The organism is Burkholderia sp. Ac-20379 (assembly GCF_017104645.1).
Classification (GTDB): Bacteria; Pseudomonadota; Gammaproteobacteria; order Burkholderiales; family Burkholderiaceae; genus Burkholderia.
Genome location: NZ_JAAGPF010000081.1, coordinates 14,083 through 27,046, shown reverse-complemented (window position 1 = coordinate 27,046; position 12,964 = coordinate 14,083). Strand labels below are relative to the sequence as shown.

Annotated in this window: 7 protein-coding genes; 3 read left to right on the top strand and 4 right to left on the bottom strand. The window is 54.7% G+C overall.

The window, feature by feature from the left end; genetic code table 11:
* The 3 genes from dnaA to gyrB all read left to right on the top strand — a co-directional run bounded on the left by dnaA (position 1) and on the right by gyrB (position 5,230).
* A complete protein-coding gene (gene dnaA, locus G3N92_RS13375) occupies positions 1 to 1,200 on the top strand; it encodes a chromosomal replication initiator protein DnaA (RefSeq protein WP_339385911.1) in 1,200 nt (399 codons plus the stop codon).
* A 195-nt stretch (positions 1,201 to 1,395) separates the two neighbouring features.
* Positions 1,396 to 2,502, top strand: a complete 1,107-nt coding sequence (gene dnaN, locus G3N92_RS13370) for a DNA polymerase III subunit beta (RefSeq protein WP_206128002.1) — start codon at positions 1,396 to 1,398, stop codon at positions 2,500 to 2,502.
* A gap of 250 nt (positions 2,503 to 2,752) precedes the next feature.
* Positions 2,753 to 5,230 (top strand): DNA topoisomerase (ATP-hydrolyzing) subunit B, encoded by a 2,478-nt coding sequence (gene gyrB / locus G3N92_RS13365; RefSeq protein ID WP_206128001.1) that lies wholly within the window; start codon positions 2,753 to 2,755, stop codon positions 5,228 to 5,230.
* 377 nt (positions 5,231 to 5,607) lie between these two features.
* Here gyrB and G3N92_RS13360 read toward each other — a convergent pair whose 3' ends face one another.
* From G3N92_RS13360 to dcm, 4 genes are all read right to left on the bottom strand, one after another.
* On the bottom strand, positions 5,608 to 6,702 hold the full coding sequence (locus tag G3N92_RS13360; RefSeq protein ID WP_206128000.1) for a PD-(D/E)XK motif protein: 1,095 nt from the start codon (positions 6,700 to 6,702) through the stop codon (positions 5,608 to 5,610).
* 5 nt (positions 6,703 to 6,707) lie between these two features.
* Positions 6,708 to 9,575, bottom strand: a complete 2,868-nt coding sequence (locus tag G3N92_RS13355; protein ID WP_206127999.1) for a Z1 domain-containing protein — start codon at positions 9,573 to 9,575, stop codon at positions 6,708 to 6,710.
* Between the two features lie 5 nt (positions 9,576 to 9,580).
* Positions 9,581 to 11,413, bottom strand: coding sequence for a DUF262 domain-containing protein (locus tag G3N92_RS13350; RefSeq protein ID WP_206127998.1), 1,833 nt, complete (start codon positions 11,411 to 11,413; stop codon positions 9,581 to 9,583).
* Positions 11,414 to 11,476: 63 nt separating this feature from the next.
* On the bottom strand, positions 11,477 to 12,859 hold the full coding sequence (gene dcm, locus G3N92_RS13345) for a DNA (cytosine-5-)-methyltransferase (RefSeq protein WP_206127997.1): 1,383 nt from the start codon (positions 12,857 to 12,859) through the stop codon (positions 11,477 to 11,479).
* Between the last annotated feature and the right edge of the window lie 105 nt (positions 12,860 to 12,964).

The following is a 12,964-nucleotide window of genomic DNA, read 5'->3' as shown; positions in this document are numbered from 1 at the left end:
ATCAAGGCCGCCCAGGCGGCGGCGCAGGCTGCCGCCCAGGCCGCCGCGCTGAACGCCGACGACGCCGCCGATCTCGACCTGCCGAGCCTGACCGCCCACGAAGCCGCCGCCGGCCGCCGCACCTGGCGCCCGGGCGCGAACGGCCCCGCGGCCGGCGACGCCGCCGATTCGACCTACGAGCGCTCGAAGCTGAACCCGGTTCTGACCTTCGACAACTTCGTGACGGGTAAGGCCAACCAGCTCGCGCGCGCCGCGGCCATCCAGGTGGCCGACAACCCGGGCGTGTCGTACAACCCGCTGTTCCTGTACGGCGGCGTCGGCCTCGGCAAGACCCACCTGATCCACGCGATCGGCAATCAGCTACTGCTCGACAAGCCCGGCGCGCGGATCCGCTACATCCACGCCGAGCAATATGTGTCCGACGTGGTGAAGGCGTACCAGCGCAAGGCGTTCGACGATTTCAAGCGTTACTACCACTCGCTCGATCTGCTGCTGATCGACGATATTCAGTTCTTCTCGGGCAAGTCGCGCACGCAGGAAGAGTTCTTCTACGCGTTCGAGGCGCTGGTCGCCAACAAGGCGCAGGTGATCATCACCAGCGATACCTATCCGAAGGAAATCTCGGGCATCGACGACCGCCTGATCTCGCGCTTCGATTCCGGCCTGACCGTCGCGATCGAACCGCCCGAGCTCGAAATGCGCGTGGCGATCCTGATGCGCAAGGCGCAATCGGAAGGCGTGAACCTGTCGGAGGACGTGGCCTTCTTCGTGGCCAAGCACCTGCGCTCGAACGTGCGCGAACTCGAAGGCGCGCTGCGCAAGATCCTCGCGTATTCGAAGTTCCACGGCCGCGAGATCAGCATCGAGCTGACCAAGGAAGCGCTGAAGGATTTGCTGACGGTGCAGAACCGGCAGATTTCGGTCGAGAACATTCAGAAGACCGTCGCCGATTTCTACAACATCAAAGTAGCCGACATGTACTCGAAGAAGCGCCCCGCGAACATCGCGCGGCCGCGTCAGATCGCGATGTACCTGGCCAAGGAACTGACGCAGAAGAGCCTGCCGGAAATCGGCGAGCTGTTCGGCGGGCGCGACCACACCACCGTGCTGCACGCGGTGCGCAAGATCGCCGACGAACGCAGCAAGGATGCGCAGTTGAACCACGAGCTGCACGTGCTCGAACAGACGCTGAAGGGATAAACGCGCGGGCAGGCGCGCCGCTGCCCGCGGCTCGCACGCGCGCGCGATCCATACGCCTATCCGGGTGAATTTAAAAGGGGCGGTTCTGTTTTGAGGCACAATACAGGTTTGTGACCGCCCGGGCGGCGGGAAGGCAGCGGCCCGCCAGGCGGGCGTTGCGTGGCTTGCAGGCCGTCAATTCAACGAAGGAACCCTATGCAACTGGTCAAGACCGAACGAGATACCCTCCTCAGGCCGCTGCAAACCGTAAGCGGAATCGTCGAGCGCCGCCATACGCTGCCGATCCTCGCGAACCTGTTGATCACCAAGACCGGTTCCGACGTATCGTTCCTGTCGACCGACCTCGAACTGCAGATCACCACGCGCGCCGATTTCGGCGTGGGCGGCGAGCAGGTCGCCACCACCGTGGCCGCCCGCAAGCTGCTCGACATCCTGCGTGCGATGCCCGACGGGCAGGTCACGCTGTCGCTGGCCGACAAGCGCCTGACCGTGCAATCCGGCAAGAGCCGTTTCGCCCTGCAAACGCTCGCCGCCGACGAATTCCCCACCGTCGCCCAGTCGAAGGATTTCGGCGCGAGCCTGGCCGTGCCGCAGAAGGCCTTCCGCCAGTTGCTCGGCATGGTCTATTTCGCGATGGCCCAGCAGGACATCCGCTACTACCTGAACGGCATGCTGCTGGTGGTGGACGGCGACCAGCTGATGGCCGTGGCCACCGACGGCCACCGCCTCGCCTACTCGTCGATGAAGATCGAAGGCGGCGCCTTCCCGCGCCAGGAAGTGATCGTGCCGCGCAAGACGATCCTCGAACTGCAACGCCTGCTCGAAGACATCGACGACGAAGTCAAGATCGACATCGCGCAAACCCAGGCCAAGTTCACGTTCGGCCAGGTCGAACTGGTGTCGAAGCTGGTCGAGGGCAAGTTCCCCGATTTCCAGCGCGTGATCCCGAAGGGCCACAAGAACACCTTCACGATCGGCCGCGAAGAGCTGCAGCGTTCGCTGCAACGCGCGGCCATCCTGACCTCGGACAAGTTCAAGGGCGTGCGCTGCATCATCGCCCCGGGCCAGTTGAAGATCATGTCGACCAACGCCGATCAGGAAGAGGCGCAGGAAGAACTCGAAATCGCTTACCAGGGCGATACGGTCGACATCGGCTTCAACGTCACGTACCTGCTCGACGTGCTCGCCAACCTGAAGGTCGACAACATCGAAGTCAGCCTCGGCGACGCCAGCTCGAGCGCGCTGATCACGATTCCCGAGGTCGGCGAATTCAAGTACGTGGTGATGCCGATGCGCATCTGACGCACGCGACACACCGGACACACCAAGGGGCGCCACGCCCCTTTGGCGTTTTTATGGCATTCGCGGGCGCGCCCCCGGCCAGCCGAAACGTGGAAATTTTCCGCGGTTTTTCAAGCGTTTCCCGCCTGTTTCGCACCCCGAAACAGCATGAAAACAACAGAAAAAACGGCCCGAGCGCGCACCCGCCCCTGCCTGACGGCAGTACCCGGCCGCAGCACTTCGTGGCGGCCAGCAGAACCGGAAGACATCCATGACTGAACAGCACAATTCGCAGCCCGATAACAGCAGCTATGGCGCCTCGTCGATCCAGATCCTCGAGGGTCTGGAGGCGGTCCGCAAGCGGCCCGGGATGTATATCGGCGACACGTCGGACGGCACCGGTCTGCACCACCTCGTGTTCGAGGTGCTCGACAACTCGATCGACGAAGCGCTGGCGGGCTACTGCAACGACATCCACGTCACGATCCACGCCGACAACTCGATCTCCATCACCGACAACGGCCGCGGCATCCCGACCGACGTCAAGATGGACGACAAGCACGAGCCGAAGCGCAGCGCCGCCGAAATCGTCATGACCGAGCTGCACGCCGGCGGCAAGTTCGACCAGAACAGCTACAAGGTGTCGGGCGGCCTGCACGGCGTGGGCGTATCGTGCGTGAACGCGCTGTCGAGCTGGCTGCGTCTGGTGGTCAAGCGCAACGGCAAGAAGCACTTCATGGAATTCCACCGCGGCGTGGCCCAGGAGCGCGTGCTCGAGCAGCGCGACGGCGTGGAAGTCTCGCCGATGGCGATCACCGGCGACACCGAGACGCGCGGCACCGAAGTGCACTTCATGGCCGATCCGACCATCTTCGGCACGGTGGAATATCACTACGACATCCTGGCCAAGCGCATTCGCGAGCTGTCTTTCCTGAACAACGGCGTGCGCATCCGCCTGAGCGACCTGCGCAGCGGCAAGGAAGACGATTTCGCGTTCGAAGGCGGCGTGCGGGGCTTCGTCGAGTACATCAACAAGGCCAAGACGGTGCTGCACCCGACGATTTTCCACGTCGTGGGCGAGAAGGACGGCGTGGGCGTGGAAGTGTCGATGCAGTGGAACGACAGCTACAACGAAAACGTGCTGTGCTTCACCAACAACATTCCGCAGCGCGACGGCGGCAGCCACCTGACCGGCCTGCGCGCCGCGATGACGCGCGTCATCAACAAGTACATCGCCGATAACGAGATCGCCAAGAAGGCCAAGGTCGATACGTCCGGCGACGACATGCGCGAAGGCCTGTCGTGCGTGCTGTCGGTGAAGGTGCCGGAGCCGAAGTTCAGCTCGCAGACCAAGGACAAGCTCGTGTCGTCCGAGGTGCGCGCGCCGGTGGAAGAAGTGGTCGCCAAGGCGCTCGAGGATTTCCTGCTCGAAACGCCGAACGACGCGAAGATCATCTGCGGCAAGATCGTCGAAGCTGCGCGGGCGCGCGACGCCGCGCGCAAGGCGCGCGAAATGACGCGCCGCAAGGGCCTGCTCGACGGCGTGGGCCTGCCGGGCAAGCTGGCCGACTGCCAGGAGAAGGATCCCGCCAAGTGCGAGATCTACATCGTGGAGGGCGACTCCGCCGGCGGCTCGGCCAAGCAGGGCCGCGACCGCAAGTTCCAGGCGATCCTGCCGCTGCGCGGCAAGGTGCTGAACGTGGAGAAGGCGCGCTACGACAAGCTGCTGTCGTCCGAGCAGATCATGACGCTCGTGACCGCGCTCGGCTGCGGCATCGGCAAGGAAGACCTGAACCTCGACAAGCTGCGCTACCACCGCATCATCATCATGACCGACGCGGACGTGGACGGTGCGCACATCCGTACGCTGCTGCTCACGTTCCTGTATCGCCAGATTCCGGAGCTGATCGAGCGCGGCTACGTGTATATCGCGCAGCCGCCGCTGTTCAAGGTGAAGGCCGGCAAGGACGAGCGTTATCTGAAGGACGAAAGCGAGCTGAACGCGCACATGCTGCGCCTCGCGCTGAACGGCTCGGAGCTGCAACCGGGCGGCGACGCCGCCGCGATTTCCGGCGATGCGCTGGGCGCGATGGCGCGTTCGTATCTGCTGTCGCGCGCGGTGGTGAGCCGCCTGGGCCGTCTGTACGATCCGGCCGCGCTGGAATCGATCATGGACGGCGTGCTGGTGGATCTGTCGAGCGAGGATGCCGCGATCGATTCGGCCGCGAAGCTGCAGGCTTCGATGCTGGCCGGCGACGCGCTGAAGAACGAAGTGCGCGTGATCGCCACGCACGACGAAGTGCGCGAAGTGTGGACGCTGCGCATCGAGCGACCGCATCACGGCAACGTGCGCGTGTCGGTGATCGATGATGAGTTTCTGGCGACGGCCGATTACAAGCAGCTCGTGAGCACGGCGGATACGTTCAAGGATCTGATCGGCGAAGGCGCGTTGATCAAGCGCGGCGAGCGCTCGCAGGCCGTGACGGATTTCAAGGGTGCGATGGCTTGGCTGATGGCCGATGCGGAGCGGAATATTTCCAAGCAGCGGTATAAGGGCTTGGGCGAAATGAATCCCGAGCAGCTTTGGGAAACGACGATGGATCCGACCGTGCGGCGCTTGCTGCGTGTGCAGATCGAGGACGCGATTGCCGCGGATGGGATCTTCACGACGCTGATGGGGGATGAGGTGGAGCCTCGGAGAGCGTTTATTGAGTCGAATGCGTTGCGGGCGGGGAATATTGATGTTTGAGGGGTGAGGTGCGTAGGGTGCCAAGGCATGTACGATTGGCACTATGTTTTGAAATTGAGCGACAAAGTTGGTTTAACTAATTTAGTTAATCAGACAACGTGCCTATCGAAAATTTCATCAAAGAATCATAAACATTGGACGAGAGATTTGAGTCTTCGACTAGCCCACACTGCTCCCCTTGTAAATCAACGGTTTGCAAGGGGAGGGGGTTGCGGGCAAGACTGATCAGAACTCTCACCTGATTTACGATTGCTATAGCACGCCTTATTCACGCGCTGCCGCCTATAAATATCAACAAATAAAACTAAAGCACGAGCAACCCAAGAAATCCATTGAAATAAAAATTTTCATAATAAAATTTACCCCTCAAAGATTTTTCATTCAATGCTCAAATAACTTCGAACCATCGTGACCAAAGAGTGTTTCCAGTTTGACGCCGGGTTCATCCCACTTATCACGCCAGGCAAATCAATTGTGTATTGGACGCTATTTGGCCGTATAAAGCGTCCAGCCACATCTCGGTTACGTAGAACGAGCATTTCCTCGCCTGCCATTTCATAGAGTCGAGGTGTGAAAGTCGATTTGTATCTCGTAGCGTACACATTCGATTTCGAATCTGTTCGGTGATCATATCCACGAGAACCCACGCCACCATACCGATATACATCATCGATAAATCGTTGTTGTATAGGGGTAAAGTTATTATCCAATTCCATAGCCCCCGAATTCAGTCGATTTAGAATTCTCTGAACAACATCCGGCAGCGTTTGCCCCTCTTGAATAGCCGACACCAATCCAAAGCTTAAAAGCATTAAACGATCTTCCGATGGATATCGCTCGCTCACTTCGATCTGGTGCATTCCACTAATGGCGTGAGTGGACGACTCCAGTTGAGTAGTTTTTATCTCTAGTGACGTAGATCCAATTACAAAATCTCTCTGACCCGCTTCGTGCCCTCGCCACATATCAAGCACGGCCGACCACGTTTCAGTCCGATTTGCGACCGTATCAAGCAGCGCCTCGAGGCACAAAAGCTCGCCTAACAAACCAATGATATGCTCCTCGCCTAGCGCACTTCGTAGAAGTGCAAGTTCAAAAAGCGGCTCTACATCATCAAAGACCTCCTGCAGAGAACGTCGAGAACCTATACCTGCCTTGATTAGCTCAACAGCAAGAAATGCTGCCAACGAAATAAAGTGCGGAGCGGAGGGCAGCACAACTCTGCTAGCGTCAAACTCGTCAGTGCTGCCTTCTATCTTCCATCGGCCATGCTCAAGGTGCCTGCGCACGATCGAGGTGCGGGGGAAAAGCTTTTGCCCACACATAAATACTTCAACGCGAGCTGAAGCCGTCTTTGCTAGACCTAGAGTCATCGGCAGGACCCAATAAACCGATCGATCTTCCGTCTTCGAGGGAATAACTAGGTTTTCGAGGTGAGAACACAGCTCCTCGAAAGAAATGTTTTCATTCATGGAGATTATCCTGCGACTCGAAGTGCCGCTACATGGTCAGGGCCTCCTTTGGGAAGAGCAAGACCAAATGCAACCATCTCTTTCTCCGTATGAGGGTCCATAATTGGATGTATCAAAAGCAATCCCGGCTCGCCTCGTTGGCGCCATGCTCCGTCGGTGAGAAGGCGTGGGGATCCGGCAGGATTGTGGAAATGATAGTCAAATACCTGGTCTCCTTTCCAACGCTCTGTCGGATTTCTAGAGCCCCAGAGCGTCTCGAGAATACGCGGCGCGTCTGAGACAAACCCGCGACGCATCATCGGGAATGCTTGCCCGTTAAACGTTAAGTTCGTCGTAGCGCTTTCCGAGCCAAACCGAAGGCCCACATAGAAATGTGGGGCAGTCGCTCTATAAGCGGCAAGATCCAATGAGTTCCATGGTCTTGTAGGATTGTCCGTAGGTTGCATGCCAGGCAGATCGTGTCGCTGGAGCGCTTCGTGCCACAATCGCAAATAAGCCGCGATAGAGTATGGGCAACCGTTTGGTTCTACAGCCATTTGGCCAGAGTGCTCACCGGGAGTTCTGAACAAAGGCTGCTCTAAGTTCAACGCAACCTGAAGACTGGTCCAACGCTGTGAAATTGACAATTGCAAATCTGGATCGTGGTCTGAGTATCGAAGCATCTCCAGAAAACTCGCCAATTCAAGCATGGAGATGGGCTTAGATCGAATTAAACCGCGCTTGAAATTATCAGGAAAACAAAGTTCTCCCCAAGACCCGTCATTAATAAAACCTTGAACGAGCGCTATGTTATGGCCATACTGCTTGCCATTTGGCGGTTCAAGCAGGCGAATGCTCGGAGTTGGTCCTGGATGAAGAGGAACTCGGCGACTGTCGACTTTTGTCGTCGCCCAAAATGAGTCGCCCTGAAGCACAAGAACACCATCAGTAGCTGCTGGATGTCCATCCATTCGGCTAAGAATCTCTCGCTTCAACGCCAAGTCGTTGTGGTGGTACTTGCGGAAAAGTGTTAATTGATCTGTGTAAAGGAACACACGACAAAACGGAAGATGTGCCCCTCGGTAGCCAAACCATCGCTGCATCTGCATTTGCGTGTCGGCCGCAGGCTCGCGGGCACTTCGAGCGAACAGGCTCGTAGTTAGTCCTTCGACAGTTAATCCTCGCGATAATACGTTTCCGGAGACGAAAATAGTATAAATATCTCGTGGAGCTTGCCAAATCTGAGAATTCCCATCAATCTCAGTCGCCTCGAAAATCGGTCGATCGTCGGCGCGGGGATCACTATTTAGCACTCGCAGTTTAACGTTGGGAAATACCTCATCGACGAGTAACTCACGAATAGATTCCCACTCGATAGAGCCAATACCGAGTTCCGTATAGCCTGGAAATGTCGAAAGGCCTGCAGCAGTAGCTGCAAACTCTGACAACCATCGACGCCACTCCGCTTCCTCGTGACAAAGCCGAGAAACAAGACCATTGGCGTCGATTTCCAGGCGAGGGTTGCCGAATTCATCGACAGCCAGCTCGATGTCTTTTTCTCCACCAGGTAACGCTTTACACCAACGAGCAAGATCCTCCGCCCCCTGAAAGTGCACCTCTTTTAGAGCGGACGGATGGTAGAGCATGGAGTGAGTGCGTGGCAAAACGGCTTTGAGCAAAGCCAATTCCACAGGTACCTGTGGAACCGTTGAAAAACGCCGCCCGTCGAGAAACAGCCGCACAGCCCCAGCTACGAAAAACGATCGCATTGCATTCCCGATCATCTCCCATCGCACTTCAGCATGCTGAGCCAATTCCGTTGCAGAAGCATTAGAGTTCACCGCCGTAAATGGGTACGCGACACATGGGTCCCCCGGCATCTGATGCAACCGCTCGTAATAGTGCTCCCCTCCACAATAGAAGGCGCTCAATCCCTTACGTTCGAAGTACGTGTCCAGCCTCGGCGTTCTCCCGCCTCTATCTGACGGCACACGGAGTGCTGCATGAAAATGCCTGGGTGCTAAAGGATTGTGTGAGCGCTGCAAATAGTTTGCTTGCGGTGTTGCGGTATAGGCTATGTACGTCGCGTGGAGCAGTTCATTCCGTGTTGCAGGAGCACACTCATCAGAAGACCACAGATACTGGATAAACTGCGGCGTAATGCGAGAGCCATCTTGCGCATCTAGAATACTCGCATCATCTGCCTCATCGTCGAGAACAACCATTCGAAGTGGGTGACCACGACGCTCCAGCGCCCCCTGATTCGCATGCTCTGTTAAAAATTTTGCAACTGCTAAAAGATGATCATCTTCTTTTGGGATGACGAATATAATTGGCTTCCGGTTTTCTACAGCGTCGACAACTCGGCGCCGAACACCACGTAGGTACCCGTAAGGATCTACTCTTACTGTACTGGAAAGAATGTCTTCAGGCTGAGGAATAAGCACACGCTCAGAATTTTTCTCCCATGCGTTGAACAAATCACTTCCGTCAAGTTGGTGAAGAAGACGTTCATAGGTCTGCAACCAAAGTGCAATACGGGTGCCTGCAAGCACAATTAAGACGTCGACACTTTGATCAAGCAACAGAGCCGCAACGGCAAGCATGCTTGCCGTCTTCCCTGATTGAACAGAGCCCACCACCATCCCAGTTACGACAGTTTGTCCCTTTTTAATTCCTTGACTATCCGCGGCAGGCTGCGCGACTGTGCTTAGCGCATGCTTGACGATATATCGCGCATCATCTTCTATGATTTGGCGAGTATCTTCAGGTAGCGAGCGAATAGCATCGCTATAAACGCTCCACCATGGTCCATAGGTTGGCACAGGTCGATCAATATCATTTTCCCCGATCGCATCAGTGACCGGACGCACTGTATTCACTGTCTCGCGCATACGACTTATACCTCTGCCGGTTCCGCCATCACGCTGAGGACGGGAAGACAGCTGTATCCATAACGCTTTATCAAAACGGCGGTTGCTGCTTCCTGATCAATACCGAGCGTCCTTAGGATACCTGTTGTAATGTGCCCGATCCAAGACCATTGAGTCTTGTTTTGCGTTTTTGTAGGACCACGATTTACCTCGGTGAAAGCACGAATCGCCTGAATCGAATTGGAAATGCGGTGACTTTCACCGATTGCCGCGAGAATTAGCGTAGCAAGAAGGCTTGCGACCAGCGGCAATTCTTCCCAGCCAGATGCGACTCCCTTCTTACTACGAAAACGCGGAGACCAAGCGCTTTCCGCTTCCGCGTGAACTAAAACCGCAGTTTCAATATCATGCGCAAGCGCAATCAACGTACTTTTCTGAGAAAGCATGTGCTGAGGCTGTTGTGGCTTGCCGCTGATCGCATCCAAAAGCGCATCGATATGGCTAGCCGTTGACGGCGCAGCATAGCTGCCATTCTGCCCGTTAGGCGATTGCAGCATCAATGCACAGATCCATGACAGTACCTTGGTACGTTTGAAGCGCATCGTTCCAAAATTGCAATCCCTGAGAGCCTCGCCGATTTCACTAACCTTAGATCTAAGATCGTCGGGAAGGTAAGAAACCAGGTCTTCAGAGAATGGCCTATCACCGCTCAACACAAGGAGTAGCTTTGTCAGCCCCACATGATGAAATGTAGCGTTACGCAATTCCTCTGCATTTAGCTTTTTACCTTGTTTATTATAAATAGAGAACACATGATGAATATCTTGCAACCTTGTGTTTTCATATAAAATAACAGGAATCGAATACTTCGAATGCGCTTTGTCAAATATTTCTCGAACCTTTACCTTATTTTGCCCGACTGGAATTTCAAAATCTTTTATTTCAGAATAATATTTTCCAGAAAGCTTATAAAGCGGATCGGTAGACTCATATCGCATCACTCGAAACGGCAAATAGTGATCAGCTACCTCTCGGCTCTTGAGATGATGTTTTCGCAAAAATTTCTTCGTATCTTGATCAAAATCCGCCTCCTCATCGAGACTCCGAACGTAATCCCGTGCCACTGGATGTTGGCCAATGAACCGCAATATAGCAGTCAGGCGCTGCTTCCCATCCACAATCTGGAGCTTGCGATCCTCTTCCAATTGATTCAAAATAATTGAAGGAATTGGAATTCCTCGAAGAATTGAATCAATCAGCAATTGAGAATCACTGATCGACCACACGCTATCTCTCTGATAAGATGGATTTAACTCCAAATCATTATCTTTAGCAAAATCGGAGAAATTTCGAATTGTCATAGTTTTAACCTCCGCTTTAATTGCGGCTGGTTGCCTAGACAATGCGCTCGAGTCTTCCCAAAGTTGGCGCCATTCATCAGTAGCGGCGCGAAGGCTTTGTCCGTCGTCTAACGCTTCAAGGAAGGCCTCACGATGAGCTACAGCTCTAGAAAGCCTCTTATCAAGATGCTGTGCGCCTAGTTCAGTAAGCAATACGATGTCACCCTCGGTGCTCAAACACGACTCGATTGTGCCTTGTGAGATTTGATCCATAAGATCTGCCGCAGCCTTTGCCGGCGGCAAATCTAATCCGATCGGACGATCTAGACATAGCCACAACTGGACTGACAATACGCGGGTTAGCCAGTCATTATCGACAAACGAAACTGATTCAGTTTGAAACGGATTTGCACGTTGCTGATCGACATCCAATGGCAAAGAGCCATCTTGAGATAGATCTGCCAAGCACTGCGCAATGCCACCAAGTTCAATCTCGTCGATTCTTTCATGGTCTACCATACGTACAGCCCTCACGGTGGTTCTTATACTATTAATTAATTTATTTTTTGTTCGCATTCAAAATCAGGCGAACAAATTGAGATCCGCATTAGTTACTTCGACCGCCTTTCGTTCTCGAGTAAAATCAGACCTTTTAGATTGAGGCTTCGACATCTCTTCAGCCTTATTGAGAAGTGCTCGCGCGACAGTTTCTACAACATCTGCATTCACTGCGTTGCCTAGCGCCTGAAATGCACGTGTACTAGTCGCCGGCAGGGCCTTCAACTCATGCAGACTCTGGAGGCGAGCACATTCTTTCGGGGTCATATAACGCCTCTCCCAACCAATGATTGGCACTTGAGTATCCGTCATCGCTATCAGGCTCGGTGCTGTATTACGGCGCTTTACGCGAACCCCCGAAGCTCGAAATTGCAATACATAGTTCCAGAGATCTTTCTTCTCCCCATGCACATTCCACTCAAGTTTTTGAAGACTCGACGGGAACCGTAAAATATTGGGAAGCCAAACATCAATCCACGCCTTATTCTCCGCGTAGAACAACCGGTTCTGACGGATGAAGTCCTTTTTCCACTTGGGAAATTCGAACTGTTCGGTGCGAGCGTGACTTGGCAAAGCCATCCAACGCTCGTCGACTGAAAAGTCGCGCAGTGGTTGACCGTGCGATCCGCGAAACTTGCAGAGCCCCCGCACTCCCTTTTCTGTTATTATTGAAAATGGAGTTGTCTCTTCAAATGGATAATCAGCACCCCACTCCATGGACCAAAGCGGAAACGACGGAAGTTGAAGAGATTGGGGGCTCTGCTTTACAAATAGATCCCATTGAGTAAGGCAATCTCTCACTTGCGAGGAAAGCTGCTTAGCATCCGCTGGAGCTTGATCGAGCACTGATTCGATGGATGTCTCAACATTCATCGGCATCGGCCATTGGAAGCCATCAAGCTTCTTTTTAGATCCTACGATATACACTCGCTCCCTGATTTGCGGAATACCAAATTCATGAGGCGAGTATCGCGTCGCACGGATGTCATATCCGAGCCCTCGGGGACCGAGCAAATCTTGTATACGTTGCCAAGTCCGACCTTGGTCGTGATTCAAAAGATTTGGGACGTTCTCCAGGATGAAATACTTTGGCTGCTTTACACGGATGATTGCTTCGACATTGAAAAAAAGATTGCCCTGATCCGTGCACTCGAAACCCTTTTGCTCTCCCGCCTTAGAGAAGGGTTGGCACGGAAATCCAGCAGTCAGAACATCGTGGTCCGGAATGGCGTCAGGGATGACATCTTCGATGTCACCCGCTGGCCTTATGCCAAAATTGGCTTCATATAGGTCACGAAGATGCTCTTTCCACTCCGCGGCGAAAACACATGTGCCGCCAAGACGCTCTAGAGCAACGTGAAACCCACCTAATCCTGCAAATAGGTCGATAAACCGGAAACTGTCCATTGTTGGTCGCTGTATATCTAACTTTTCTCGCTCGGCCGGGGTCGATGTCGAGGCCAGCGAACTCAATACGATGAGGAAACACCCAGCATAGTACTGTACATGCAT

What these genes read in the sequence shown, in the direction of transcription:
- dnaN (WP_206128002.1), top strand. Translation starts at nt 1,396, where the DNA reads ATGCAACTGGTCAAGACCGAACGAGATACCCTCCTCAGGCCGCTGCAA.
- gyrB (WP_206128001.1), top strand. Translation starts at nt 2,753, where the DNA reads ATGACTGAACAGCACAATTCGCAGCCCGATAACAGCAGCTATGGCGCC.
- G3N92_RS13360 (WP_206128000.1), bottom strand. Translation starts at nt 6,702, where the DNA reads ATGAATGAAAACATTTCTTTCGAGGAGCTGTGTTCTCACCTCGAAAAC.
- G3N92_RS13355 (WP_206127999.1), bottom strand. Translation starts at nt 9,575, where the DNA reads ATGCGCGAGACAGTGAATACAGTGCGTCCGGTCACTGATGCGATCGGG.
- G3N92_RS13350 (WP_206127998.1), bottom strand. Translation starts at nt 11,413, where the DNA reads ATGGTAGACCATGAAAGAATCGACGAGATTGAACTTGGTGGCATTGCG.
- dcm (WP_206127997.1), bottom strand. Translation starts at nt 12,859, where the DNA reads ATGGACAGTTTCCGGTTTATCGACCTATTTGCAGGATTAGGTGGGTTT.